The organism is Thermophilibacter provencensis (assembly GCF_030372065.1).
Lineage (GTDB): Bacteria > Actinomycetota > Coriobacteriia > Coriobacteriales > Atopobiaceae > Thermophilibacter > Thermophilibacter provencensis_A.
Window position 1 is genome coordinate 25,111 of the sequence record NZ_JAUDEA010000005.1, and the last position, 25,790, is coordinate 50,900.

At 67.2% G+C, this 25,790-nt stretch carries 22 protein-coding genes; 21 read left to right on the forward strand and 1 reads right to left on the reverse strand.

Annotated features, from left to right (window positions below; translation table 11 throughout):
• Positions 1–45: 45 nt before the first annotated feature.
• The 21 genes from QUW25_RS04395 to rsfS all read left to right on the forward strand — a co-directional run bounded on the left by QUW25_RS04395 (position 46) and on the right by rsfS (position 24,574).
• Complete coding sequence (locus QUW25_RS04395; protein ID WP_289511007.1) at positions 46–2,433, forward strand: HAD-IC family P-type ATPase; 2,388 nt, start codon at positions 46–48, stop codon at positions 2,431–2,433.
• Complete coding sequence (acnA, locus tag QUW25_RS04400) at positions 2,420–5,113, forward strand: aconitate hydratase AcnA (protein ID WP_289511008.1); 2,694 nt, start codon at positions 2,420–2,422, stop codon at positions 5,111–5,113. The genes QUW25_RS04395 and acnA overlap by 14 nt, the downstream gene beginning before the upstream one ends.
• Positions 5,110–6,078, forward strand: a complete 969-nt coding sequence (locus QUW25_RS04405) for a zinc ribbon domain-containing protein (protein WP_289511009.1) — start codon at positions 5,110–5,112, stop codon at positions 6,076–6,078. The genes acnA and QUW25_RS04405 overlap by 4 nt, the downstream gene beginning before the upstream one ends.
• Positions 6,079–6,176: 98 nt before the next feature.
• Complete coding sequence (locus QUW25_RS04410; protein WP_289511010.1) at positions 6,177–6,725, forward strand: peptidylprolyl isomerase; 549 nt, start codon at positions 6,177–6,179, stop codon at positions 6,723–6,725.
• Positions 6,726–6,752: 27 nt separating this feature from the next.
• Complete coding sequence (locus QUW25_RS04415) at positions 6,753–8,048, forward strand: tetratricopeptide repeat protein (RefSeq protein ID WP_289511011.1); 1,296 nt, start codon at positions 6,753–6,755, stop codon at positions 8,046–8,048.
• A gap of 8 nt (positions 8,049–8,056) precedes the next feature.
• Positions 8,057–9,100, forward strand: coding sequence for a rod shape-determining protein (locus tag QUW25_RS04420; RefSeq protein ID WP_289511012.1), 1,044 nt, complete (start codon positions 8,057–8,059; stop codon positions 9,098–9,100).
• Positions 9,101–9,140: 40 nt separating this feature from the next.
• Positions 9,141–10,118, forward strand: a complete 978-nt coding sequence (mreC, locus tag QUW25_RS04425) for a rod shape-determining protein MreC (protein WP_289511013.1) — start codon at positions 9,141–9,143, stop codon at positions 10,116–10,118.
• Positions 10,119–10,130: 12 nt separating this feature from the next.
• The gene (gene mreD / locus QUW25_RS04430; RefSeq protein WP_289511014.1) at positions 10,131–10,676 is read left to right on the forward strand and encodes a rod shape-determining protein MreD; all 546 of its coding nucleotides are present in this window, start codon (positions 10,131–10,133) and stop codon (positions 10,674–10,676) included.
• 9 nt (positions 10,677–10,685) lie between these two features.
• Positions 10,686–12,728 carry a penicillin-binding protein 2 gene (mrdA, locus tag QUW25_RS04435; protein ID WP_289511015.1) on the forward strand — a complete coding sequence of 681 codons (2,043 nt, stop codon included), beginning with the start codon at positions 10,686–10,688 and terminating at the stop codon, positions 12,726–12,728.
• Positions 12,729–12,742: 14 nt separating this feature from the next.
• Positions 12,743–13,954 (forward strand): FtsW/RodA/SpoVE family cell cycle protein, encoded by a 1,212-nt coding sequence (locus QUW25_RS04440; RefSeq protein ID WP_289511016.1) that lies wholly within the window; start codon positions 12,743–12,745, stop codon positions 13,952–13,954.
• A gap of 33 nt (positions 13,955–13,987) precedes the next feature.
• Positions 13,988–14,905, forward strand: coding sequence for a hypothetical protein (locus QUW25_RS04445; RefSeq protein WP_289511017.1), 918 nt, complete (start codon positions 13,988–13,990; stop codon positions 14,903–14,905).
• A 1-nt stretch (position 14,906) separates the two neighbouring features.
• Positions 14,907–16,784, forward strand: coding sequence for a TIGR03960 family B12-binding radical SAM protein (locus QUW25_RS04450; RefSeq protein WP_289511018.1), 1,878 nt, complete (start codon positions 14,907–14,909; stop codon positions 16,782–16,784).
• Complete coding sequence (locus QUW25_RS04455) at positions 16,781–17,557, forward strand: TIGR03936 family radical SAM-associated protein (RefSeq protein WP_289511019.1); 777 nt, start codon at positions 16,781–16,783, stop codon at positions 17,555–17,557. The genes QUW25_RS04450 and QUW25_RS04455 overlap by 4 nt, the downstream gene beginning before the upstream one ends.
• Positions 17,558–17,704: 147 nt before the next feature.
• A complete protein-coding gene (gene rplU / locus QUW25_RS04460) occupies positions 17,705–18,013 on the forward strand; it encodes a 50S ribosomal protein L21 (protein ID WP_087350197.1) in 309 nt (102 codons plus the stop codon).
• Positions 18,014–18,045: 32 nt separating this feature from the next.
• Positions 18,046–18,294 (forward strand): 50S ribosomal protein L27, encoded by a 249-nt coding sequence (gene rpmA / locus QUW25_RS04465; protein ID WP_075576640.1) that lies wholly within the window; start codon positions 18,046–18,048, stop codon positions 18,292–18,294.
• A gap of 796 nt (positions 18,295–19,090) precedes the next feature.
• Positions 19,091–20,482: a GTPase ObgE gene (gene obgE / locus QUW25_RS04470; protein ID WP_289511020.1), complete on the forward strand. Its 1,392-nt coding sequence runs from the start codon at positions 19,091–19,093 to the stop codon at positions 20,480–20,482.
• Entirely contained in the window at positions 20,483–21,595 is a 1,113-nt protein-coding gene (gene proB, locus QUW25_RS04475) for a glutamate 5-kinase (protein ID WP_289511021.1), read from the forward strand.
• A 14-nt stretch (positions 21,596–21,609) separates the two neighbouring features.
• On the forward strand, positions 21,610–22,869 hold the full coding sequence (locus tag QUW25_RS04480) for a glutamate-5-semialdehyde dehydrogenase (RefSeq protein ID WP_289511022.1): 1,260 nt from the start codon (positions 21,610–21,612) through the stop codon (positions 22,867–22,869).
• Positions 22,866–23,573, forward strand: coding sequence for a nicotinate-nucleotide adenylyltransferase (gene nadD / locus QUW25_RS04485; protein ID WP_289511023.1), 708 nt, complete (start codon positions 22,866–22,868; stop codon positions 23,571–23,573). Before QUW25_RS04480 ends, nadD begins: the two co-directional genes overlap by 4 nt.
• Positions 23,574–24,209: a bis(5'-nucleosyl)-tetraphosphatase (symmetrical) YqeK gene (gene yqeK, locus QUW25_RS04490; RefSeq protein WP_289511024.1), complete on the forward strand. Its 636-nt coding sequence runs from the start codon at positions 23,574–23,576 to the stop codon at positions 24,207–24,209.
• A gap of 8 nt (positions 24,210–24,217) precedes the next feature.
• On the forward strand, positions 24,218–24,574 hold the full coding sequence (rsfS, locus tag QUW25_RS04495; RefSeq protein ID WP_289511025.1) for a ribosome silencing factor: 357 nt from the start codon (positions 24,218–24,220) through the stop codon (positions 24,572–24,574).
• Here rsfS and dinB read toward each other — a convergent pair.
• The gene (gene dinB / locus QUW25_RS04500; RefSeq protein ID WP_289511026.1) at positions 24,561–25,769 is read right to left on the reverse strand and encodes a DNA polymerase IV; all 1,209 of its coding nucleotides are present in this window, start codon (positions 25,767–25,769) and stop codon (positions 24,561–24,563) included. The genes rsfS and dinB overlap by 14 nt on opposite strands.
• Positions 25,770–25,790 lie beyond the last annotated feature (21 nt).

The following is a 25,790-nucleotide window of genomic DNA, read 5'->3' on the forward strand; positions in this document are numbered from 1 at the left end:
CGGCGCGTGGCACAATGTCCACGCACAGACGAGAGGGGAGAGAACGTGGCCGAGAAGAACGAGGCGCTCCGAGGCCTCACGGACGCCGAGGTTGCCGCGCGCGTTGCCGAGGGCCGCACGAACGCCAACACCGACGTCAAGACCAAGTCCGTGCGACAGATTGTCGCGGAGCACGCCCTCACGCTCTTCAACGGCGTCAACCTCGCGCTCGCCGTGCTCGTTCTGCTCACCGGGCAGTACCGCAACATGCTCTTCATGTGCGTCGTGGGCGCCAATCTGCTCATTGGCGTCTCGCAGGAGATTCGCGCCAAGCGCATGGTGGACAAGCTCACCATCCTCACGCAGAAGGAGGTCACGGTCATCCGGGCTTCGGGGGAGCGCGCGATTGCGCCCTCCGAGCTCGTTGCCGACGACCTCATGCGCCTTGCCCATGGAGACCAGGTGCCCGCAGACGCGCTCATCGTCGAGGGCTACGTGTCCATGAACGAGAGCCTGCTCACCGGCGAGGCCAAGCCCGTCTCCAAGGGCCCTGGCGACGAGCTGCTCTCGGGCAGCTTCGTCGATGCCGGCAGCCTCGTCGCCCGCGTCACGCGCGTGGGGGCCGAGGGCTACGCCGCCCGCATCAACGCCGAGGCCAAGTACGTCAAGGCCGTGCGCTCTGAGATCCAGGACACCCTGCGCGCCATCATCCGCCTGGGCACCGTCGTTCTCGTGCCGCTCGGCCTGGGGCTCTTTCTCAGGTCCGTGCTCATGGACGGCGGGAGCCTCAACGACGCCATCCTCACCTCGGTTGCCGCCGTCATCGGCATGATCCCCCAGGGGCTCGTGCTGCTCACCTCGTCCGTCCTCGCCATCGCGACCTTCCGCCTGGGACGTCGCATGGTCCTCGTCCAGCAGGCCTACTGCGTGGAGACCCTCGCGCGCGTGGATACGCTCTGCCTGGACAAGACCGGGACCATCACCACGGGCGAGATGGAGGTGGCCGAGGTGGTCGCCGCGCCCGGGAGCACCCCGAGCGACGTGGAGCGCTCGCTTGCCGCCATCGTCCGAGCCAACGAGGCGGACGCCAACGAGACCGCCCGCGCGATCTTGCGCTATGCCGCCGAGAAGAACCTCCCCGCCACGCCCGTTGCGCGCGTGGTGCCCTTCTCGTCCGCGCGCAAGTTCTCCGGCTGCGTGACCGCCGACGGGCGCGCCCTCGTCATGGGGGCGGCCGCCTTTGTCCTGGGCGCGGGGCGCGCGGGCGAGGCGGACGCGCTCGCCCGCGCCTTTGACGCCACGGAGCGCGTGCTCGTGGTGGGGGAGGCGGAGGGCTTTTTAGATGACGGGGCGCTGTGCGGCGAGGTGACCCTGCTCGGGTGCGTGGCCATCAGGGACGAGATCCGCACCACGGCCCCCGACACCATGCGCTACTTCCTTGACCAGGGCGTTGAGCTGCGCGTCATCTCGGGCGACGACCCCCGCACCGTCTCTGCCATCGCCGCGCGCGCCGGCGTTCCCCATGCCGAGAGGTACGTGGACGCGACGACCCTCGCCACGCCGGAGGAGCTCGACGCCGCCGTCGATACCGCGCGCGTGTTTGGCCGCGTGACCCCCCAGCAGAAGCGAGAGCTTGTCCAGGCGCTCCATCGCAGGGGCCGCATCGTCGCCATGACGGGCGACGGCGTGAACGACGTTCTGGCGCTGCGCGAGGCGGACTGCTCCGTGGCCATGGCATCGGGGTCCGCCGCGGCGCGCAACGTCTCGGAGATCGTCCTCGCGGACAACGACTTCTCCCACATGCCCGAGGTCGTGGCGGAGGGGCGCCGCTCGATCAACAACCTCCAGCGCTCGGCGGCGCTCTTCCTCGTCAAGACGGTCTTCACGGCGGCGCTCGCGCTCGTCTGCATCGTCATGCCGCCCTACCCGTTCATCCCCATCCAGATGTCCCTGCTCTCCACCGCGGTGATCGGCATCCCCTCGTTCGTCCTCGCCCTCGAGCCCAACCACGAGCGCGTGCGCGGCAGCTTCCTCGCCAACGTGCTCGCGCGCTCGCTGCCGGCGTCCGCGGCAATTCTCGCCGCCCTCTTCTCGGAGCTCGTCGTTGGCCGCGCGCTCAACCACTCCTTTGACGAGATCTCAACCGTCTGCACGGTTCTCGTCGCCTTTGTGGGCGTGGCACTCATCTGGCGCATCTCCCAGCCCCTCACGGCGCTGCGCGCTGCGCTTCTCGCCGCCATCGTTTCCATTGTTGCGCTTGGGTGTACGGTCTTTGCCCCCTTCTTCGAGATCGTTGACCTAACGGGTAGCATGGGGGTCGTGATCGTGGTCGCCGGGCTCGTGGCGGTGGCCTTCTTCAACTGGATGTACAACCGCTCGCTGGCGGGATACGAGACAAACGAGCACTTCCTGCGGCTCGTGAGAAGGGTGGAGGGTAAGCATGACGGTGAGTAGCGCGTTTGGCTCGGCGGTTCTCGAGGCCCGTCGTCCGGTGGTCATCGAGCGCGACGGCATCTCTCGCCTTGCGTACGTGGTCTCGGGCATTCCCGGCGCGCAGAAGCTCCCCCGGGCGCTGGTCACGCTCCTGGAAAACGTCGTGCGCCGCGCCGCAACGGACGACGACGCCGTGCGGATGGCAGATGCCATCGTCTCCGCGGGAACGGCCGGCACGGCAGGCGACGAGATCGAGTTCATGCCGGCGCGCGTCCTCTTCCAGGACTTCACGGGTGTGCCCGTCTTTGTTGACTTTGCCGCGATGCGCGATGCCATGGTGGAGCGTGGGGGAGACCCGCTGCGGGTGAACCCCCAGATTCCCTGCACGCTCATCGTCGACCACTCCGTCATTGCCGACGTTGCCGAGTGCCCCGGAGCCGTCGAGAAGAACCAGGAGATCGAGGCCGCGCGCAACCGCGAGCGCTTTGCCTTCCTCAAGTGGGCGAGCCGCTCCTTCCAGAACGTGGAGATCGTCCCGCCGGGCGGCGGCATCTGCCACCAGCTCAACATCGAGCGCTTCTGCAGCGTGGTGACCACGGACGCCCTCTCCCGCGCCGAGAAGGACGTTGCCTGCTTTGACACGCTGGTCGGCACGGACTCCCACACAACGACCGCAAACGGCGTGGGCGTGCTCGGCTGGGGCGTCGGCGGGATCGAGGCGGAGGCAGCGGCGCTCGGCCAGCCCGTCTCCATGCTCGTGCCGCCCGTCGTTGAGCTGAGGCTCCTCGGCGCGCTTCCCGCCGGCGTGTCCGGCATGGACGTTGCGCTCACGGTGGCGCAGCTCCTGAGGTCCGAGGGCGTCGTCGGCTCCATCGTCGAGGTCACGGGCGAGGGCGTCTCGTCGCTCACCGCAACCCAGCGCGCCTGTGTGTCCAACATGACGCCCGAGTACGGCGCCACCGCCACGCTCTTCCCGGTTGATGACGAGACCCTCGACTACCTTGCGCTTGCCGGCCGTGATGCCGCCGAGCTTGCCTTTGCACGCTCCTACCTCTGCGAGCAGGGTGTCTTTGGCTCAAGCGAGGAGCGCGTCTACGCGCGAACCCTCACGTTCGACCTCACCTCGATAAAGCCCTCGCTTGCCGGACCCTCAAGGCCGCACGACCGCGTCACCATCGGCGGCCTCAGGGAGCGCTTCGAGAGCGCTCTGCAGGAATCGGGACGCTCTCGTGAGGATAAGGTTGAGGTTGAGGGTGTGGGCGAGCTCGGCCACGGCGCCATCGCCATCGCGGCCATCACGAGCTGCACCACCGCAACCGACCCCGCCATGATGGTTGCCGCGGGGCTTCTCGCCAAGCACGCCGTGGAGCGCGGGCTCTCTCCCAAGCCGTGGGTCAAGAAGGTGCTCGCGCCCGGCAGCCACGCCACCGAGCTTCTCCTCGAGCGCTGCGGCCTCCTTGCGCCCCTGCGCTCCCTGGGCTTTTTCACCTGCGGATTTGGCTGCATGAGCTGCATAGGCAACTCCGGCGAGATCAAGGCGTGCCTTAAGTCCCACGCGGGCGAGCTCGAGCTCACGAGCGTCCTTTCCGGAAACCGCAACTTTGAGGGCAGGATCTCGCCGGACGTGAGCCAGAACTACCTCGCCGCCCCCGCCCTCGTCGTTGCCTACTCGCTTGCCGGAACCGTTGACGTGGACCTCACCGCCGAGCCGGTGGGGACCTCCCCGGACGGAACCCCGGTCATGCTCTCGGACATCATGCCCACAGACGACGAGGTCTCCACCGCCCTCAGCGCGCACTGTGACGCCTCTCTCTTTGAGGAGGGGTCGCGCGGTCTTCTTGAGGGTTCGGACGTCTGGCGCTCCATTGCCTCCTCCGAGTCCTCGACGTTCCCCTGGGACCCGACCTCGACCTACGTGCGCCGCGCGCCCTACTTTGACATCGCCCGTCCCGCCCAGACCCTCGAGGTCAGGGGCGCGCGCATGCTCGCGCTTCTCGGCGACTTCGTCACGACCGACCACATCTCGCCCGCGGGCTCGATTGCCGCGGACTCCCCGGCGGCGCGCTACCTGACCGAGCGCGGGGTTGCCCCCGAGGACTTCAACACCTACGGGGCGCGTCGCGGCAACCACGAGGTCATGGCACGCGGCACCTTTGCCAACGTGAAGCTCAGAAACGCCCTTGCCGATGGCCGTCAGGGCGGCTGGACCAAGAACCTCCTCACGGGTGAGGTGGAGCCCATCTTTGACGCCGCCGAGGCCTATGGCGCCGCGGGCGTTCCGCTCGTCGTCGTTGCCGGCAGGCTCTACGGATCCGGCTCGAGCCGCGATTGGGCCGGCAAGGGCCCGCTGCTCCTTGGCGTGCGCGCCGTGATCGCCGAGAGCTTCGAGCGCATTCACCGCTCCAACCTCGTGCAGATGGGGGTGCTGCCGCTTCAGTTTGCGGAGGGGGAGAGCGCCTCCGCGCTCGGCCTGCGCGGCGACGAGACGCTCGACGTCTCTCCCGTGGACCTCTCGGGCGGCCTACCCGCCTCCCGCACGGCGCGCGTCACGGCGACAAGGCCCGACGGGACCTCTTTCAGCTTTGAGTGCGTCGTGCGCGTTGACACGCCCATGGAGGGTTCGTTCCTCGCGCGCGGGGGTATCCTTCCCTACGTTCTGGACGCCCTTGAGGAGGGAGAGGGGAGGACCGCGTCGCAATGAGGTGCCCCACCTGCGGAGCAAGCGTGAGAGACGACGCTCTCGAGTGCCCGAGCTGCCATAGCGCCCTCGACGTTACCCGCAAGTTCTCGCTTGCGGGGGCAACGTGGTGCCCCGGCTGCGGCGCGCTCGTCGCGCCCGACGCGACGGTCTGCCCCAACTGCGGCTCCTCCCTTCGCAAGGCCGACCCTCCGCGCACCGTGCGCGAGGCCGGCGTCCCGGACATCGGCCACACCGGCATGATGGATGCCCTGGACGCCTCGGCCGTTCCCACGATGCGCATCGAGAGCGCCATCCCCCCGGAGAGCGACGAGGAGTCGCCGGCCGCTCGGCGCGACCGCATCCCGCGGCCCAGGGCGTTTGCCTTCGCGGCCCTCTTCGCGGTTCTCATCGTCGGCGGGGCAACGCTGCTCATCACGCACCCGTGGGACCCCATGGCAACGCAGACCCGTGCCAAGGAGCCCGCAGACACCTCGATGTCCGGCTTCCCGGGCGTCGTCGACTCCCTTACGGGGCAGGACGTGGGGAGAGACCCCTCGTCGGACGACCAGAGCGAGCTCGAGCGCCTCGAGTCCGCCCATGAGAGCCTCGGCACCCTATCTGAGCGGGCGGATGCGAGCGAGGAGGAGCTCCGCGCCGCTGTGAGCGAGGGTGACGCCTCCGCCGGCGCCGAGGGGCTGAGCGGGGCGAGCGCCCTCTCGATAGAGGTCTCCAACCTCATCACCACGGTCACCGAGCTGAGGGACCTCGGCGGCGAGTATGCCGACGGCGCCACGGAGCTCCTGACGCTCGGGAGCTGGCTGCGCAACCGCTGCGACGCGCTCGTCGAGTCCTGGCAGCGCCTCGCGGACGCCGAGGGCTCCTCCGTCGACGGGAGCTACGTCCTCTCTCCCGTCACCGCGGGGCGCGACTACGATCGGCTCTTCTCGTCGTCCTATGGCTCCTGGAGCGCCACGGGCTCAGATTGAGGCTGTCTGCCGAATATGTGAAACGCCCGTCTTCCTGATAGAATTACTCAGTTGAAGTATTCTGAGGCGCGCTGCGCCCCTTGGTCGGAAGGACGAAGATGGGCTTCATGCCAGACCAGCTCTACACGCCGTCCTACAAGGTCGTCGGCGACGAGGTCGCCGTGTTTGACACTACCCGCGGCTCCGTGAGGGTTCGCCTTGACGGGGAGGGTGCCCCCATCCACGTGGCAAACTTCTGCGAGCTCGCCGAGAGCGGCTTCTACGATGGCCTCAAGTTCCATCGCTACGTTCCCGGCTTTGTGATCCAGGGCGGCTGCCCCAACACGCGCGAGATGACCCCCGAGCAGGTCGCTCGCGGCGAGGTTGGCCCGACGGGCCGCCCCGGCACCGGCGGTCCGGGATATCGCATCCGCGAGGAGTTCTCCGTCAACCCGCGCAACTCCCACGAGGACCGCGCCCTTGCCATGGCGCGCTCCATGGACCCCAACTCCGCGGGCTCCCAGTTCTACTTCTGCCTTGGCCCCCAGCACGGCCTTGACTCCGGCTACACCGTCTTTGGCCAGACGGTCGAGGGCTCGGACGTCATCGGCGAGCTCCGCCAGGGCGACGTCATCAACTCTGTCACCATCGAGCACGCAGGTGCATAGCTCTGGGTTGCGTTTGAGGAGGACATCGTGAATCAGCAGGCTTATGAATCCGGAAAGCGCGCCTACCAGAGCGCGGACTGGCTCGGCGCCGTGACCTACCTCGGCGACGCCAAGGCCCCCGGCGAGCGCGCCGGCGAGGTTGACCACCTGCGCGGCAACGCGTACATGAAGCTCGGCCAGTTCGAGGCCGCCGCCAACGCCTACGAGGAGGCCCTCTCCGACGCCTCCTACGGCCGTCGCGGCGCCCTCTCCTGCAACCGCGGCCGCGCCCTGCTCGCCGCCGGCCGTCCCCAGGACGCCATCGCCCCGCTCACCGAGGCGGTCTCCGACCAGGAGTACCAGACCCCCTACAAGGCCTACATGGCCCTCGGCTCCGCCTACGAGCGCACCGGTGACGTTCGCAACGCCGGCATTGCCTACCGCGCCGCCGCGATCGACGAGTCCAACCCCGCCCCTGCGGTTGCCCTCTCCAACCTCGGAAGCTGTTTCCTCAGGCTCGGGCGCGCCGTCGACGCCGTCGAGGCCTACCGCACCGCCCTCGACTTCACCACGCCGCTCGAGAGCCAGAGCCAGATCTGGTGCGACCTCGGCCTTGCCTACGTTGCCGCCAACCGCATGAACGAGGCTGTGGACGCCTTTGCCCACGCGACTTCTGACGGCTCCTTCCAGCTCTCTCCCGAGGCCCAGGCCTCCTATGACGCTGCCCGCAAGGCGGTCTCCTCCATCAACGGTCGTCGTCCCTCCGAGACCGACGCCTTCCTCGCCGCGGCCGGCTACGGCGGCGGCTACGACCCGCTCGATCCCATGGGCGAGTCCGGCGAGCTCATGCCCTCTCCTGAGGACACCGGCTTCTTCTCCATCACCGAGGAGGACATCGTCCAGCAGGACAAGGCCGACCGTAAGGTTCGCCGCAAGCACCGCCACACCGGCCTCAAGGTCTTCATCGTGATTCTCATCCTGCTCATCCTCGTGGTCGGCGGGGCCGTCTTCGCATACACGAGGGGCTATGGCTGGCCCACCCAGCAGGCCGTCGCCGAGCAGCTCTTCCAGGCCAAGACCGACGGCACGGACATCTCGTCCCTCGTTGCCAACAACGTCTCCGGCACGCAGCTCCAGGAGATCTCCGACTCGCTCCCCGCTGGCGCGCAGGTTGAGATCACCGGCGTCGACCGCGGTATGACCGAGTCCATCGTCAGCGCCGACGCCACCCTCGAGGCCGGCGGCGTTCAGAACTACACCATCCACCTCGTCCGCGACGGCATCGGTTGGAAGGTGAGCTCCGTCGAAGTGAGCTTCCTCTCCCAGGACACCACGAGTGAGTAGGACCTCGAATGTCACTCTTTGACTCCCTCTTTGGTGAATACGGCGGCGACCTTGCCATTGACCTTGGCACCGCCAACACGCTCGTTGCTGTGCGCGGCCAGGGCATCGTCATCAACGAGCCCTCCGTCGTCGCCATTGACAAGAGCGAGAGCCGCGTGCTCGCCGTTGGCGCGGATGCCAAGCGCATGATCGGCCGCACCCCGGGCTCGATCATCGCCGAGCGCCCCCTCAAGGACGGCGTCATCGCCGACTTTGACGTGACCGAGGTCATGCTGCGCTACTTCATCGAGAAGGCCCGTGAGCGCCGCTACCCCTGGTCGCCGCGACCGCGCGTCGTCGTGTGCGTTCCCTCCGGCGTCACGTCCGTCGAGAAGCGCGCCGTCTTTGAGGCAACCATCCAGGCGGGCGCTCGCCAGGCCTACCTCATCGAGGAGCCCATGGCGGCCGCCATTGGCGCCGACCTCCCCATCGAGGACCCCACGGGCTCCATGGTCGTTGACATCGGCGGCGGAACCACCGAGGTCGCCGTCATCTCCATGGGCGGCATCGTTGTCTCCCAGTCCATCCGCACCGCTGGCGACGAGTTTGACCAGACGATCCTCCAGCACGTCCGTGACGCCTACAACCTCTCCATCGGAGAGCGCACGGCCGAGGACATCAAGATCAAGGTCGGCTCCGCGGCACCGCTCGCCGAGGAGCTCGACGTTGAGGTCAACGGCCGCGACGTCATGAGTGGCCTTCCCAAGAGCGTTCGCATCGAGAGCGAGGAGATCCGCCGTGCCCTCGACCGCCCGCTTGACGAGGTCACCAAGGCCGTCAAGGACGCGCTCGACGTGACCCCGCCCGACCTCGCCTCTGACCTCATGTACTACGGCATCCTCCTCACGGGTGGCGGCGGCCTGCTGCGCGGGCTCGACCAGCGCCTCCGCGAGGAGACGGGCGTGCCCGTCAACGTGAGCCCCACCGCCCTCGAGAACGTCGTGAACGGCTGCGCCAAGGTCCTCGAGGCCAACGCGCTCTCCGGCGGCTTCGTCCAGAGCACGGGTCAGTAGCGTGCCGCTCTCCTCAAGGGGTCGTGGGGCGGCACCGACCTTGGGCAACGCAAAGCAGTCGAGTGGTGGGCGGGCGCTCGTCGTCTGCGCCGTCGTCTCGGTCATCCTCTTCACGGTGAGCTGCCAGACGGGGGATGAGGGGCCTCTCGGCATGGTTCGCGGAGCCTTTCAGACCGTCACCTCGCCCATTCGTCACGTGGGGGCGCTCGCTGCCGCACCCTTCCAGGGCCTCGGCAACGTCATGACCAACCTCACCGCCGACCAGGCGACGCTCTCCGAGCTCGAGGCGGAAAACGCTCAGCTCAGGGCCAGAAACGTTGAGCTCGAGGAGGCCGCGCAGTCCGCAGAGCGCCTGCAGGACCTTCTTGACCTGCGCGACTCCAACGATCTTCAGTCCACGGCCGCTCGCATCATCTCCGGCTCCGTCGACTCGTGGTCCTCCACGGTCACGATTGACAAGGGCTCCTCCGACGGCGTCACGACGGGCATGCCCGTGCTGTCCTCTTCCGGCGTCATCGGTCAGGTGGTCTCGTGCGGCGCCAACACCGCCACCGTCCGCCTCCTCTCCGACGAGAACTCGTCCATTTCCGCGATGGTCCAGTCGAGCCGTGCCCAGGGCATGCTAGAGGGCTCCGCCACCGGAGATGTGAGCCTGCGCCTCGTTCGCACCAGCCAGGAGGTTGCCATCGGAGACGTGGTCATCACGAGTGGCCTGGGCGGCGTCTTTCCCAAGGGTCTCCCGCTCGGCCAGGTGACGAGCGTCGAGAACAACCCCGGAGACCTCTACCTCGACATCTCCGTTGAGCTCTTTGCCGATGCCGAGAACGAGGGCGAGGTGCTTGTCGTCACCTCGCTCACCGAGGAGCAGCGCGCCAGCGCCGAGGACATTGCCGAGGCGGACGCCCAGGAGACCTCCGGTTCCCAGCAGGGCTCCGATGAGGACTCAGAGGACGGCTCCTCGGACGGCGCCAACCAGAGTCAGGATGACGGCACGTCCCAGGACGACCAGACGGAGTAGGGGAGGAAGCGCATGATCGTAGCCGATAAGAACCGCGACGTCCGCACCTGCGTCGTTCTTGCCGTCGTCTGCCTTGTGCTGCAGCTCGCGCTTGCCCCCAACCTCGGCCTCGGCAACGGGAGGGCAAACCTCGCCCTCGTCTTCGCCTCCCTCATGGCCCTTCTCATGGGCGGCTCGCGTGGCGTCATCGCCGGCTTTGTCGCCGGCCTCGTCTTTGACCTCTCCACGACCGGCCCCATTGGCCTCATGGCCTTTTGCCTCACGGTCTCCTCGTTCGTCCTTGGCCTCGAGGGCAGGGACCGCATGTCGGGCGACTTTGCCTCGAGCGTGGCGCTCTTCTCCGGCGCATCCCTGATCGTCTCGCTTGTCTATCACCTCGCCATGCTGCTCGTGGGGCAGGCGAGCTCGTTCATTGACGTCCTCTTCCTGAGGACGCTTCCCACGGCCGTGCTCTCCATCGCGTTCTTCCTCCCGTTTGCCTACTACTTTGCGAGGCTCCGCTCCTCGGGGCCCTCGCTCGGCGGTCGCGGCGGGCACTTCTCCACCAAGGGGCTCTAGGGGTTGCGCATGGACCTCTCCCTCGTCATCATCATCGTCTGCGTCCTCGCGGCCATTGCCCTTGTGGTGGTGTTTCTCGTCTTTGGCCGCTCCGAGGCAAACTTCACCTTTGACATTGGCGGCGCCTCCCCGAGGGCGTCGGGCGGCTCCGACTCGTCCACCGAGAAGACCTCGTCGTCTCGCCTCGTGGGACTTGCCGCCATGGTGGGCACGGCCTTCTCGGTGCTGGTGGCGAGGCTCTGGTCCATGCAGCTCGTCTCGAGCGAGGAGTATGCCGAGCAGGCGGAGCGCAACCGCACGAGCACCGTCTACACCCAGGCCCCTCGCGGTCGCATCCTGGACCGCAAGGGGCGTGAGATCGTGGGCAACCGCCCGAGCCTCACCGTCGTTGCGAGCTCGGACGTTCTTGACGACGAGGTTGAGATGACGCTTCTCGCCAACCTCATCGGGATGCCCATGCAGGCCGTCCGCCGCAAGATCCAGGACACGACGGAGGGCCAGCAGAGCATGCGCACGGTCTCCGTTGACGTCTCGCGGCGCGTGGTCGCCTTCATCGGGGAGCATCGCGAGCTCTTTCCCGGCGTGGACATCCAGGAGCGCACGCAGCGCTCCTACCCGCACGGGTCGCTCGCCGCGCACGTTGTGGGGTATACCGGCACCGTGACGAGCGAGCAGCTGGAGGCGAGCGCCAACGCGGGGGACGGAGAGGTCGTCTACCGCTCAGGTGACATCGTGGGCCAGACCGGCGTTGAGCTGCAGTACGAGAGCGTGCTCCAGGGTGTGCGTGGCGAGCAGTCCGTCTACGTTGACGCGGACGGCAACGTGCTCGAGTACTCCACCAACATCCGCCCCCAGAGCGGCTCCGACCTCGTCCTCACGCTCGACCTCGACATCCAGCAGGCCGCCGAGGACTCCCTGGCTCGCGTGATGAAGCAGCTCCAGGACACGGGTTATGAGGCCGAGGGCGGCTGCGTCGTTGCCATGGACTGCACCAACGGCGAGGTCATCGCCATGGCGAGCGCGCCCACCTTCTCTCCCAACCTCTTCATCGGCGGCATCTCCACCGCCGACTGGGATGCCCTTCAGGACGAGAAGTCCCACTTCCCGATGATGAACCGCGCCATCGGCGGCCAGTATCCCTCGGGATCGGTCATCAAGCCGCTCACCTCGTTTGCCGCCCTCGACTACGGCATCGCGAACACCGGCACCACCTGGTACTGCCCCGGCTGGTGGACCTGGACCGGCGACCCCAACGGCCTTCCCTACATGAAGTGCTGGTGGGAGTCTGGCCATGGTACCCTTGACCTTGCGGACGGCATTACGTTCTCCTGCGACGTCGTCTTCTACGAGATCGGCAAGGGCTTCTACAACGCCGACAACTCCCAGGGCATGCAGGAGACCTTCAGGAGGTATGGGCTGGGCTCAAAGACGGGCATCGACCTTCCCGGCGAGGAGCCGGGGCGCGTCCCTGACCCGGACTGGAAGTGGGACCACTTCAAGGCACTCGGCTACTCCGACGAGGACTGCACCTGGAAGGGCGGCGACAACTGCAACATTGCCATTGGCCAGGGCGACCTTCTCGTGACGTGCCTCCAGATGGTCACCGCCTACTGCAGCATCGCCAACCAGGGACCGGTGTGGCGCCCGCACGTCATGAAGGGCGTGCGCGCCCAGGTGGGCGACGGCCTCATCACGGAGTACAAGAACGAGGTCATCCGCACCGTGGACGAGGACCAGGCCTTCCGCGACCTCGTCGCGCGCGGCATGGAGGGCGTCGTCTATCGCGAGGCGGAGTCCCAGACCATCCACTGGACCAACCTCGACGTAACCGTTCGCGGCAAGACGGGAACGGCCGAGCAGTCCACCGGAAACCCCATCGGATGGTTCATCGGCTACGCTCCCGCCGAGAACCCCAAGTACGTCATCGGTGCCAACATGGACCGCGTCCTCTCGGGCGCCACATCCTCGATGTACGTGGTTCGTGACGTCTTTGGCGCCATCTACGGTCAGCCCGACACCGCCGCCGCCTCCACGAGCGGCAATGCGGACTAGGAAGGAGGGGAGCGATGGCGCTTGACATGACGGGTCCCGGCATGGTGGCGCGCGGCCTCTCGTTCTTCTCGCGTCGTGGGGAGGGGAGAGGTGCCCGTGCCCGCGTGGGCGGCGGAGAATCCCCGCTGGGAAACCTCTATCTCTCCCAGCTCATCCCCGCGCTGCTCGTGGTTCTCATTGGCATCATCACCATCTGGTCGGCCTCGATCTCCATCCCCGAGGCCAACTTCGTGAGCCATCTTGCCGGCGCGGCCATTGGCCTCGTGGGCGCCTTCGTCATCTGGCGCTACGACTACCGGACGCTCTCTAACATGACGACGGCCCTCTTTGTCCTAGCCTGCGTCCTCATGGTGCTGCCGAGGATCCCGGGCCTGGGCTACGAGGTCAACGGCATGATGGGCTGGGTCAGGCTCGGGCCGCTGCGCTTCCAGCCCTCCGAGCCCTCGAAGATCGTGACGATCTTTCTCATGGCCGCCGCCTGCGCCCAGTACAACGGCAAGATCGACACGTTCCGTGACTACGCCAAGCTCTGCGGCACGCTGCTCGTCCCGCTGCTGCTCATCCTCACGCTCGACCTCGGCACGGGTCTCGTGATCTTCTTCATTGGCGCCACGATCATCATCTGCTCGGGCGCGCCGCGCTCGTGGGTCCTCGGGACCATCGCGCTCATCGTTGCCGTGGCGGCGTTTGTGGTCATCGAGTCGCAGATCGAGGGCATACCGCACATCCTCAAGGACTATCAGCTCAAGCGTCTCATCGTCTTTGTCGACCCAGACGTAGACCCCACCGGCGACGGCTACAACCTGCGTCAGGCGATGATCGCCGTGGGCTCGGGAGGCCTTTTTGGCAAGGGCTTTGGCAACGCCTCGCAGGCGCTCTCGGGCTTTGTCCCCGAGGCACAGACCGACTTCGTGTTCTCGCTCTTTGCCGAGCAGTTTGGCTTCGTGGGCTCCGTCGTCCTTCTCGCGCTCTATGCTTGGATGACCGTCTCCACCGTTCTTCTTGCCATGAGGATGGAGTCCATGTTCTCCAAGCTCGTGCTCGTGGGGTGCGTCGGCATGTGGACCTTCCAGGTTCTTGAGAACGTGGGCATGTGCTTGGGCATCATGCCGGTCACGGGCATCCCGCTGCCCTTTGTGAGCTACGGCTCCTCCTCCATGGTCGTGCAGCTCGCCGCCGTGGGCATCGTCCAGTCCGTGTGGAGGCATCGCCAGAAGGCCGCGTAGGCGGGCGGACCCACCGCCCCCGATTGGAGTGAGATGGCTAAGAAAGGTTGGACCTTCGCTCGTCTGCTCGAGGTTGCCGGCTCCGGCCGGGACTCCCTTAGGGGTATCGACGAGCGTCTCGTCATTCACGTCTGCGTTGACCCCTCGTGTCCCCGGGCCCTTGCGCTCGAGGTGAGGGATGCGCTGCGCGCCGAGCGCGCGGGCGGCGTGGTTGAGGTCATGAGCCTCCTTGGGTCACCCTCGGCCGGCGCCGAGCAGCCCGACGCCGCCATCGTGCTCCCCGGGAGCCTCGACGCGGCCCCCGTCATCTGCTCGTACGCCCGCTCGGGGGTCCCCGTAGCCGTGGTGGTTGAGGGCGCGCTCGACGCCCCCGCGCTCGACCTTCCCGAGCAGGCCCTCGCGCTCGTGGGCGTTGTCGCTGCCTCGAGTCCGGAGCAGCTCCCGGAAAAGCTTGCGGCCTGGCTCGCCTCGGCCGTTGACAAGTCCATCGCGCTTGCCGCCAACTTCTCGTTTTGCCGCGACGCCGTTGTGGACTCGCTCATCTCGCAGTGTGCCGTGGAGAACGCCGCGGTGGGTGCCATCTCGCTCATTCCTGGCTCCGACCTGCCCATCATGTGCGCAAACCAGGCCATGCTCGCTCTCAACATCGCCGCGGCCTACGGGCATGGCCTCGAGCCCTCGCGCGCGGCCGAGCTCGCCGGGGTGCTGGGCGCCGGCCTCGTCTGGCGCGGCGTGGCGCGCTCGCTCGTGGGGCTGCTCCCCGGCATAGGGATGCTGCTCAAGGCGGGGGTTGGCTATGGGGGCACCCTCGCTACCGGCAATGCCATCAGGCTGCGCTTTGAGGCGGCTCGCTCCGAGCGCGCCCCGCAGGGCGAGGCTCCGGAGGCTCCCGAGCATGCCGTGCTCCCCACCACCCCCCGTACGGACGACTACGTGACCATTGGGGGCTGACGTGCGGACCAAGCGAGAGAACCTCTTTCACCTCATCGAGCCGCTCCTCTCACGGGTTGAGCACCCGGCGCGCTACCTCGACCACGAGTGGGGCGCCATCGCCGAGCAGGACGGCCCCTTCCACCTCTGCATGGTCTACGCGGACGTCTACGAGGTCGGCCAGCCCAACCTCGGCGTGGCCATCCTCTACAACAACGTCAACGCACGGGAGGGGATGAGCTGCGAGCGCTGCTACCTTCCCTGGAAGGACATGGCGGCGCTCATGCGCGAGAACCACGTGCCGCTTCTCTCGCTCGAGGGCGCCGCCCCGCTCTCCTCGTTTGACGCCATTGGCTTCACCCTTGCTCACGAGCTCATCGCCACCAACGTCCTGGAGACGCTCGACCTCGCGGGCATCGCGCTCACCTCTGCCGAGCGCGACGAGGATGATCCCATCATCCTCGCCGGAGGCCCCTCCGCCTGGAACTGCGAGCCGCTCGCGCCCGTCTTTGACGCCGTTCTTCTCGGCGATGGAGAGGAGTCCATCGTTGAGGTCTGCGCCTGCATCCGCGATGCGCGTGCCGAGGGGGTCTCGCGCGCGGAGACGCTGCGCCGGCTCGCGCGCGTTCCGGGGACCTACGTTCCCTCCCTCTACGACGTGGTGATTGACGAAACCTCGACCCGTTGGGGCTATGCGGTTCCGCGCGCCGGCGAGGACGTTCCCGAGGTTGTCCTCAAGCGCTGCGTGAACGACTTTGCGTCCACTCCCGCCGTGGCACAGCGCATCGTGCCGTACATGGGGATCGTCCAGGACCGCCTCTCGCTCGAGATTCTTCGCGGGTGCGCCCGCGGCTGCCGCTTCTGCCAGGCGGGCATGACGTACCGGCCGGTTCGCGAGCGCCCCGCCGAGCAGGTCGTCTCCTGCGGGGTCGAGGGACTTCTTTCCAGCGGACACAACGAGATCTCCCTTACCTCGCTCTCCACGACGGACCACTCGCAGTGCGAGGAGATCCTGCGCGGCATGAACGCCGAGCTCGCGTCGAGGGGCATTCGGGTCTCCATTCCCTCGCAGCGCCTTGACTCCTTTGGCGTCGACATGGCCGCCGCCGTTGCCGGCGGCAAGCGGGGCGGGCTCACCTTTGCCCCCGAGGCGGGAAGCCAGCGCCTGCGCGACGTCATCAACAAGAACGTCACCGAGGAGGATCTGGAGAGCGCGGCGAGAAACGCCTTTGAGGCGGGCTGGCGCCGCATGAAGCTCTACTTCATGATGGGCCTTCCCACCGAGACGGACGAGGACGTGGTGGGCATAGCCCGCATGGCCGAGCGCGTGCTCGAGATCGGGCGCGGGGTCGTTGGGCGCGGTCCCAAGAGCGGCGTCTCGGTATCCATCTCGGTGGCGGTGCTCGTGCCCAAGGCCTATACCGCATTTCAGTGGGCGCCCCAGCTCGAGCCTGAGGAGGTGCGGCGGCGTCAGCAGCTGCTGCTCCATGAGATTCGCGACCGCGCCATCCGCGTCTCCTACCATGACGCCGACGTCTCGCTCGTGGAGGGCGCGCTCTCCAAGATGGGGCGCGCCGGCTTTGCGCTCGTGCGCCGCGCCTGGGAGCTCGGGTGCTCGTTCGATGCCTGGACGAGCGAGTTTGACTTTGACGCCTGGACGCGCGCGGCGTCGGAGTGCGGGCTCGACCTCGTGGACGTTGCGTGCGAGGAGTTTGCGCTCTCGGCGCGCCTGCCGTGGGACCACACCTCGCCCGGCGTCTCCAAGGGCTATCTTCAGCGCGAGTGGCTGCGCGCCGTCGAGGGCGTTACCACGCCCGACTGCTCGCGCGAGACCTGCACGGGCTGCGGCGTCTGCCCGTCTCTGGGGGTCCACAACGTCATTCAGGGGGTGAGGACATGAGCCGTCAGCAGACGCAGCCCTTCTCGGCGCGTCCGCAGGAGCTGCCCGTCAAGGCTGACCTCGCGCGCCTTCGCGTTGAGTACGGCAAGAGCGACCGCCTTGCGTACCTTGGCCATCTTGACCTCATTGCGACCATCGAGCGGTGCGTGCGCCGCGCGGGGCTGCCCTTCTCACTTGGCAACGGCTTTGCCCGGCGCATGCGCATTCAGTTCTCGAGCGCGCTTCCCACCGGGACGAGCTCCGCGTGCGAGTACTTTGACCTGCGTCTTACTGAGGAGGTTGACCCTAAGGAGGCGCTTGGGCTGCTTCGTGCGGCAACGCCTTCGGCTCTGGTCCCCGTGCGTGCCGCCTACGTTCCCGGGCGCCTTCCGGCGCTCGAGGCCTGGCTCAACCAGGCGAGCTGGGAGATCGCCTGCGCCGGTGCGCCCTTCTCGGCGGAGGCGCTCCTTGAGGGGGTTTCTGCCGTGCGCGAGCGCGGGCAGATAACCTATCTGCGCGGGGAGAAGGAGAAGCGCGTCGACGTTGCCTCCTCCCTCGTTGACGTGACGGCTTGCGATTCCGGGGGTGGCGTCGTGGTGCGCCTCGAGACGCGCTCATCCGGTGCGGGTGCGCTCAGGCCGCAGGTTCTTCTCAACGCCGCGCTGGGGGAGGCGGGGCTCGAGCCGCCGCGTTCCGTGAGCGCCCGTCGGCTTGCCCAGTGGCATGAGGAAAATGGGCGTCTTGTGGAACCTTTCGGGCCGTTTGTCACCTCGGGCGACACACCATTATCCTGATTCAGGTCGCATTGTCCCGACAAGGCGTGCGCAGCCGTCTTTTCCCTTACGGTTGCGCAGGTCACGGCAACTTTTCGTTGACGAGCCGGTACGGTGCTAGTAATATAAGCAACTGTTGCATTCAGCCAGCAATGAAGGGTTTCGCACATGTACGCAATCGTAGCAACTGGTGGCAAGCAGTATAAGGTTGCCAAGGGCGACGTCATCGACGTCGAGAAGCTCGACGCGCAGCCTGGCGACAAGGTTGAGCTCCCCGTCCTTCTCCTGAACGACGGCGACAAGACCATCGTTGGCTCTGCCCCGCTCCAGGACAAGAAGGTCACCGCCGAGGTCGTCGAGCAGTTCAAGGGCGAGAAGGTCCTCGTCTTCAAGCTCAAGAAGCGCAAGCGCTATCACCGCGCCAACGGCCACCGTCAGAACCTGACGAAGATCAAGGTCGTCGAGCTTCCCGCGTAACTCTCTCCTCGGTTTAGAAGGCAGGTACTACCATGGCACACAAGAAGGGCCTCGGATCTTCCCGCAACGGCCGTGACTCCAACGCCCAGCGCCTCGGCACCAAGCGCTACGGCGGCCAGTTCGTGAAGGCTGGCGAGATTCTCGTCCGTCAGCGCGGCACGCACATCCACCCCGGTGACAACGTGGGTATCGGCAAGGACGACACCCTGTTCGCCCTCACCGCTGGCACCGTTGAGTTCACCAAGGGCGTCAAGCATCGCGTGCACGTCCGCGAGGCGTAAGCTCCCAGCTTCATAGCACGATTCGGGCCCCGGTCTTTGAGCCGGGGCTCTTTGTGTTTGGGAGTTGTTCTTCTCGAGCGCGGTGCCTTCCCGGTGCTGCGCCGAGAGATCCGCCCCTCTGTACCAGCAATCAAAATTGCTGCCGAGAAAAGCGCGCCTCTGTACCAGCGAGGGACTCCGCTTGGCACGGAGGGTGGTTCAGGCGCGGCTTTCTCTCGGCACAAATGGTACAGGGACCGGCTCTTTTCGGCGTCTTGCGTTGTGCCATGGTACAGACCGCCAGTTTTCTCGGCGCTTATTCTGGAAAGCGGCACAGACCCCAGCTATTCTCGGTGTCAAGCGGTTCCTGCCCTTATCAGGCACATGTTCGAAATGCACCACTTTTGGGTTTTGGGGCATTGCACGTTCCGCAGAATCCCTTCAGCGAGAGGTTTTGCTTAGTTTTGGGGCAAGCATTTGATATTCAGGATACACCTGCTGCCAGCAATTCAGATTTTTCGCTCTTTTCGCCTCGTTATGAGTGGTTGTGGGCAAAACATTTTATGCTGCAACGTCCACTCCATCAAATCTTTTGCCCAAAACTTGCCTGTTTGTACGGGGACATGTGAGACGGAGGGCAATCGGATTGTGTGGGGGGATGAGGGGCAGAAGGCACCCGGTTTGTACGGGGTCCTGGGACGAAAACCGGTGCTGCGGCGACAAGAACCCCTGACTTGGGAAATCACCTCACGTCCCGTGGGGTTGGACGCGTTGCCGCAGTTGCCGTACCATGTAAGCTTGAACAAAGGAGACTCACGTGGAGAACACGTTCACCGATCTTTCTCACATCAACGTCAAGGGCGGGGACGGCGGCGCCGGCTGCATGTCCTTTAGGCGCGAGGCGTTTGTCCCCAAGGGCGGACCCGACGGCGGCGACGGCGGCTGCGGCGGAAGCGTCATCATAGAGGCGGACCCTCAGCTCTCATCGCTCATTGACTATCGCTACAAGCATCACTTCCGCGCGGAGCGCGGAACGCACGGCCAGGGCGCGCGCCGCCACGGCAGGGACGGCGAGGACCTCATCCTTCGCGTTCCGGTGGGAACGGTCGTGCGCGAGCTCGACCCCGCCACCCAGACGCCCGCCTACGACATTGCCGACCTCACCCAGCCCGGTGAGCGCGTCGTGGTCGCGCCGGGCGGCGCGGGCGGGCGCGGCAACATCCACTTTGTGACCTCCGTTCGTCGCGCCCCGGCATTTGCCGAGAAGGGCGAGCCCGCGCGCGAGCACTGGATCGAGCTTGAGATGAAGCTCATGGCCGATGCCGCCCTCGTGGGCATGCCCTCGGTGGGCAAGAGCTCCATCATCGCGCGCATCAGCGCCGCCCGCCCCAAGATTGCGGACTACCCCTTCACCACGCTTGTCCCCAACCTGGGCGTCGCGCGCGCGGCGAGCGGCCAGTCGTTCGTCGTGGCGGACGTGCCTGGCCTCATCGAGGGCGCGAGCGAGGGCAGGGGACTCGGTCACCAGTTCCTGCGCCACATCGAGCGCACGGCCCTTATCCTCCACGTGGTCGACGTGACCGGCGGCTACGAGGGACGCGACGCCGTCGAGGACTATCGCACGATCAACGAGGAGCTCGCGGCCTATGCCTCCGAGCTTGCCGTGCGCCCGCAGATCGTGGTTGCCAACAAGTGCGACCTTCCCGAGACCGAGGACGCCGTGGCGCGCCTGCGCGAAGCCGCAGAGGCTGACGGTCACGAGTTCTTCGCGGTCTCCGCGGCCACCGGTGAGGGCCTTGACGCCCTCGTCTCCACCTGCGCCGCCGAGGTCGCGCGCCTGCGCGCGGAAGCCGTGGTCTCCGGTCCCGTGCTCGACCTCAACGAGCGCTGGGAGCGCGAGCGCCAGCGCCGCGACCGTCAGATTCGCGTTGCGCGCGAGGAGCGCCACGCCTGGCGCGTCAGCGGCTCGCAGATCGAGCGCATGGTCATCCAGACCGATTGGGACAACGACGAGGCGGTGGCCTACCTGCAGCACCGCTTTGAGCGCTGCGGCCTTGACGACGCCCTCGTCAAGGCGGGCGCCGTCAACGGAGACGAGGTCCGCATCCTCGAGCTCGCCTTCACCTTTGAGGGCCGCGACGACGCTCCCGACTTCGACGAGCTTGCCGAGAAGGACCTCGAGGTCTCGATGGGGGAGGACGAGGAGTAGATGGGCGCGCCGAGGCTGATGGTCGTGAAGATCGGCTCTTCGACTCTTGTCGACGAGCACGGGGCCCTCGACCGCGGCTTCATCCGCTCACTCTGCGACCAGGTGTCCGCGCTCGTCGCGCGAGGAACGCGCGTCGTGGTCGTCTCCTCGGGAGCCGCGGCCGCCGGTCGCGACCTTCTGGGCTTTGCCGAGCGTCCCTCCGACATCGCAACGCTTCAGGCCTGCGCCTCCGCCGGACAGGCGAGCCTCACCCAGGCCTATGCCGATGTGCTCGCCGAGCGCGGCATCCCCTGCGGGCAGGTCCTTCTCACGCGCCGCGACGTCATGGACCGAGACGGGTTCCTGAACGCGCGCACCACGCTCAACCGCCTGCTCGAGCTCGGCGCGGTGCCCGTGGTCAACGAGAACGACACGGTCTCCACGGCCGAGTTTGCCTTTGGTGACAACGACATGCTCGGCGCGCTCGTGGCCGCGCTCGTTGGCGCCGATCTCTACGTGATCTGCTCTGACGTTGACGGCCTCTACACCGCCAACCCCCAGGAAAACCCCGATGCCAAGCTCATCGAGCAGGTGAGCGAGGTCGATCACGCCCTGAGTGCCATGGCGGGCGGCTCCGGCACCTCCTATGGCACGGGGGGCATGTCCTCCAAGCTCCGAGCGGCGCGTGCCATGCTCGCGGCGGGGATCCCCACGGTCATCTGCCGGGGCCGCCGTGGGGGCGTGCTCCTTGACGTTGCCGGCGGCGCCACGATCGGCACGCGCTTTGAGGCGCCGCCGGGCTCCGCACACGAGGGGGGCAGGAAGCTCTGGATCGGCCTGGCGGAGGTCCCCCGCGGTACCATCGCGCTCGACGGGGGAGCCACGCGCGCGGTTCTCGAGCGCGGGGCGTCGATCCTGCCCGTGGGCGTGGTGTCCACGAGCGGCGGCTACGCCGCGGGCGACGTGGTGAACGTGCGCGCCGATTCCGGAGACATCATAGGCCGTGGCATCGCGCGCTACTCCTCAGAGGACATGGCGCGCGTTCGGGGCATCAAGCTTGACGTCATCGCGCGCTTTCTCGGCGAGGAGCGGGCGCAGCCCGCGATTCACCGCGACGATCTTCTCGTTTTCTAGGAAGGGAGAGGGAGATGTCCGAGGCACTGAAGAAGGCGACCCTTGCGCGCGCGGCCTCGTTTGCCCTTGGCCAGGCGGACGCCGCCACGAGGTCGAGGGCAATCCTTGCCGCCGCGCGCCTCATCATCGAGCGCGCGGACGAGATATGCTCCGCCAATGCGCATGACCTCGAGCGCGGTCGCGCTGCGGGCATGCCCGGCCCCCTCCAGGACCGTCTGCTGCTCAACAGGGACAGGCTCGAGGGCATCTCGTCCTCGCTTGAGGAGATTGCGCGCCAGGACGACCCGCTCGGGCGCGTTGTGGGCGGGCGGACGCTCGCCTCTGGCGTTCGCATCGAGCAGGTGCGCGTGCCCCTCGGAACGGTCGCCATCGTCTATGAGGCGCGCCCCAACGTCACGGCGGACGCCTTCGCGCTCTGCGTGCGCTCCGGAAACGCCTGCGTCCTCAAGGGCGGCTCCGCGGCCCAGGAGTCCTGCGTCGCGATAGCGGACGCCTGCAGGGATGCGCTGCTCGAGGCCGGGCTCCCCGGGGACGCCGTCCAGTACGTCTCGGACGATGCCGCGCACTCCCAGACCGACGAGCTCATCCGCGCAAACGGGCTCGTGGACGCGCTCATACCGCGCGGTGGCGCCTCGCTCATCCAGCACTGCGTCAAGAACGCCACCGTTCCCGTCATCGAGACCGGAACGGGCAACTGCCACATCTACCTCCATCGTGATGCCGATGCCGAGAAGGCCGTGAGCATCGTCATCAACGCCAAGTGCTCGCGCCCCGGTGTCTGCAACGCGGCGGAGTCCCTGCTCGTGGACTCCTGCGCCGCCGAGCGCCTGCTCCCGCCCGTGCTTCGCGCCCTTGCCGAGCATGGGGTCGAGCTTGTGGGAGACGAGACCGCGCGCGCTGTTGCCGAGAAGTGCGGCGTTGCTATGGGGGCTGCGACCGAGGACGATTGGGGCACCGAATACCTCGACCTCAAGATGAGCGTTAGGTGCGTTGAGGGTGTGGGGGAGGCCGTGGCCCACATCAACCGCTACGGCACCGGGCACTCTGAGGCCATCGTGAGCGACTCCTACGCCGCCTGCGAGGCGTTTCTCGCCGGCGTTGACGCCGCCGCGGTCTACGCCAACGCCTCCACCCGCTTTACCGACGGCGGGGTCTTTGGCCTCGGCGGGGAGATTGGCATCTCCACCCAGAAGCTCCACGCGCGCGGCCCCATGGGGGCGGAGGCGCTCACCACGACCAAGTACCTCGTTCGAGGGGACGGGCAGATCAGATGAGCGTGAACGTTGCCGCCCTGCGCGCGGCCGACCTTCCCGTTCTTGGCAGGGACGAGGGGCGCACCTATCGCCTGGGCATCATGGGCGGCACCTTTGACCCCATCCACTACGGGCACCTCGTTGCCGCGGAGCAGGCCTTTGACGACCTCAAGCTCGACCTCGTGGTGTTCATGCCCGCCGGGCGCCCGGCCTTCAAGCTCGATTCCGGCGTCACCTCAGGCGAGGATCGCTTTGCCATGACGCTGCTCGCCACGGCGGACAACCCCCACTTCGTTGCCTCTCGCTTTGAGATCGATCGCGAGGGAGTCACGTACACGGCCGACACGCTCCGCCTCCTGCGCGGGCTCTACCCGGACAACGTTGAGTTCTACTTCATCACCGGCGCGGACGCCATCACGGAGATCGTCTCCTGGCGAGACGCCGACGACATCGCGCGGCTCGCCCATCTGGTGGGCGCCACGCGCCCGGGCTACGACCTCGACCGCGCCTGGGACGCCATCGCCGCCTCCGGGCTGGACTTTGACGTGACGTATCTCTCCGTGCCCGCCCTCGCCATCTCCTCGAGCTATCTCCGGGAACGCGTGGAGGCGGGGCAGAGCCTTCGCTACCTCACCCCCGACCCCGTGACCGGCTACCTGCACAAGCACGGGCTCTACGGTGCGTCCCGCAGCCGGTACGGCCAGACGCGGGAGGTGGTGGACTAGATGGCGAGGAAAAAGCTCAAGGTGAGGTACACCCCCGAGCAGGAGGCGTTTCTCGACCGCCTCAAGCGCGACGTCTCGGAGCACCTTGCCAAGAAGCCCCGGCGCCTCTCGCACTCCCTCTCCGTGGCCAAGACCGCCGAGCGCCTCGCGGTGCTCTACGGCGTTGACCCCTTCCTCGCCCGCGCCGCCGGCACACTTCATGATTGGGAGAAGGCCGTTTCCGTGAGCGATCAGCTCGCCCATGCCCGGGAGCTCGGCATAGATCTGGGTGTGGACCTCGAGCTCGTCCACTCCCTCCTGCACGGGATCATTGCCGCGCGCGTGCTGCCCGAGCGCTACCCGGAGCTTCCCCCCTCGGTCTGGCACGCCATTGAGGTCCACACCTCTGCTGCGGCACACATGACCCCGCTCGACCAGGTCATCTTTGTGGCCGATGGCATCGAGCCCCTCCGCCCCTCGACCCCGGGTATCGAGCGCACGCGCTCGCTCGTGGGCGAGGCCTCGCTCGACGACCTCTTCTGGGAGTCCTTTGTCGGGGGTATCATCTACGTTTTGAGGGGTGGGAGATACCTCTATCCGGGTACCATCGAAGTGTACAACGCGCTCGCCTCAGAGAGGGCGAGCAGGACACGCTAGGAGACTGCATGACCGTAACCTCGCTCGAGCTCGCTAAGGTTGCCGCCCACGCCGCCGATTCCAAGAAGGCGGGCGACATCGTTCTTCTGGACCTCTCGACCAAGACGGACGTCTGCGACTACTTCCTCATCTGCACTGGCGAGAACTCCCGCCAGGTGGACGCAATTGTCGACGAGGTGCGCGAGAAGGTGAGCGCCAACTGCGGCGTCTCCCCGATCTCATGCGAGGGCAGGGAGGGCCTCTCCTGGGTGCTCGTTGACTACGGCTCCGTTGTCGTGCACGTCTTTAGGCCTGAGACTCGAGACTTCTATCGTCTCGAGCGCCTCTGGGGCGACGCCCCCACAGTCGAGCTCAACCTCGACTAGGCCCGCGCGCCCCGCGCCTCTCGTCCTTAGTGAAGCGGAGGCTGTGGCCGTAGCTCACCGCCTGCTCGCCAAAGCGCTCGCGCAGGGCGTCCGTGACGTGCCCGAGGGCCGAGCGGTCGCGCTTGTCCGCCGCGGAGGCGTCTCCAAAGAGCGCGAGCTGCGACGGAGCGCTCTCGCCAAAGCCCGAGACGCCCACCCCCACCAGGCGCACGTGAACGCCCGGCGACCAGAGCTCGTCGAGAAGCGAGAGCGCGACCTTCCCAAAGACCCGCTCGTCACTGGTGGGGGAGTCCAGCGTCCTCTGCGCCGTTCTCGCATGGCTCGCGTCAAACTTGAGCTTGAGGGTTACGGTGTGCCCCCGCAGCCCCTTCTTTCTCAGCCTGCTGCCCACGAGGTCGGATATGTGACGGATCGCGGCGCAGATCTCGTCTCTCTCAAGGAGGTCCGTCGCAAAGGTCCGCTCGTTTGAGACGGACTTGACCTCCTCGGGGGCGGCCGCCGCGGCGACCTCGCTGCGCTCGAGACCTGCCGCCCTGATTGCCATGCGCGGTCCCAGCACCCCAAAGGTTCGCTCGAGAAGCCCCTCGTCGGCGCGTGAGAGCTCCCCGAGCGTGCGAATGCCCAGCTGCTCGAGGCGGGCCGCGGTCGATGGCCCCACGCCGCTCATGGCGCCGACGGGAAGGGGTGCCAGAAACGCGCGCTCCGTTCCCGGCATCACCACCGTCAGCCCACGGGGCTTCTCGCGTTCCGAGGCGATCTTTGCCACGGTCTTGTTGATGCCAAGGCCAATGGAGCAGGTCACGCCGAGCTCGGCCACGCCCTGCTGGATTCTGCGGCAGATGGCGACGGGGCTTTCCCTCGAGAAGCGCCCGGGGGTCACGTCAAAGAACGCCTCGTCGATGGAGACCTGCTCGACGAGGGGCGTCTCTCGCTCGAGGATCGCCATCACCTTGGCGCTCATCTCTCGGTAGCGGTCAAAGTGCCCGCGCGTCCAGATGGCGTGCGGGCAGAGACGCTCCGCCGTGGCGGAGGGCATGGCGGAGTGGACGCCAAACTTCCTTGCCTCATAGGATGCCGTCGACACCACGCCGCGCCGGTCCGAGGACCCGCCCACGATGACGGGCTTGCCGCGCCACTCGGGATGGTCGAGCTGCTCCACGGAGGCAAAGAACGCGTCGAGGTCGAGCAGTCCCACGGCGGGTCCCTGCCAGGCAAA

Excerpts from the sequence above, each read along its gene's own strand:
- rpmA (WP_075576640.1), top strand. The coding sequence starts at position 18,046 with ATGGCACACAAGAAGGGCCTCGGATCTTCCCGCAACGGCCGTGACTCC.
- yqeK (WP_289511024.1), top strand. The coding sequence starts at position 23,574 with ATGGCGAGGAAAAAGCTCAAGGTGAGGTACACCCCCGAGCAGGAGGCG.
- QUW25_RS04420 (WP_289511012.1), top strand. The coding sequence starts at position 8,057 with ATGTCACTCTTTGACTCCCTCTTTGGTGAATACGGCGGCGACCTTGCC.
- proB (WP_289511021.1), top strand. The coding sequence starts at position 20,483 with ATGGGCGCGCCGAGGCTGATGGTCGTGAAGATCGGCTCTTCGACTCTT.
- mreD (WP_289511014.1), top strand. The coding sequence starts at position 10,131 with ATGATCGTAGCCGATAAGAACCGCGACGTCCGCACCTGCGTCGTTCTT.
- QUW25_RS04405 (WP_289511009.1), top strand. The coding sequence starts at position 5,110 with ATGAGGTGCCCCACCTGCGGAGCAAGCGTGAGAGACGACGCTCTCGAG.
- QUW25_RS04410 (WP_289511010.1), top strand. The coding sequence starts at position 6,177 with ATGGGCTTCATGCCAGACCAGCTCTACACGCCGTCCTACAAGGTCGTC.
- QUW25_RS04480 (WP_289511022.1), top strand. The coding sequence starts at position 21,610 with ATGTCCGAGGCACTGAAGAAGGCGACCCTTGCGCGCGCGGCCTCGTTT.
- rplU (WP_087350197.1), top strand. The coding sequence starts at position 17,705 with ATGTACGCAATCGTAGCAACTGGTGGCAAGCAGTATAAGGTTGCCAAG.
- QUW25_RS04455 (WP_289511019.1), top strand. The coding sequence starts at position 16,781 with ATGAGCCGTCAGCAGACGCAGCCCTTCTCGGCGCGTCCGCAGGAGCTG.
- QUW25_RS04440 (WP_289511016.1), top strand. The coding sequence starts at position 12,743 with ATGGCGCTTGACATGACGGGTCCCGGCATGGTGGCGCGCGGCCTCTCG.
- acnA (WP_289511008.1), top strand. The coding sequence starts at position 2,420 with ATGACGGTGAGTAGCGCGTTTGGCTCGGCGGTTCTCGAGGCCCGTCGT.
- QUW25_RS04445 (WP_289511017.1), top strand. The coding sequence starts at position 13,988 with ATGGCTAAGAAAGGTTGGACCTTCGCTCGTCTGCTCGAGGTTGCCGGC.
- mrdA (WP_289511015.1), top strand. The coding sequence starts at position 10,686 with ATGGACCTCTCCCTCGTCATCATCATCGTCTGCGTCCTCGCGGCCATT.
- nadD (WP_289511023.1), top strand. The coding sequence starts at position 22,866 with ATGAGCGTGAACGTTGCCGCCCTGCGCGCGGCCGACCTTCCCGTTCTT.
- rsfS (WP_289511025.1), top strand. The coding sequence starts at position 24,218 with ATGACCGTAACCTCGCTCGAGCTCGCTAAGGTTGCCGCCCACGCCGCC.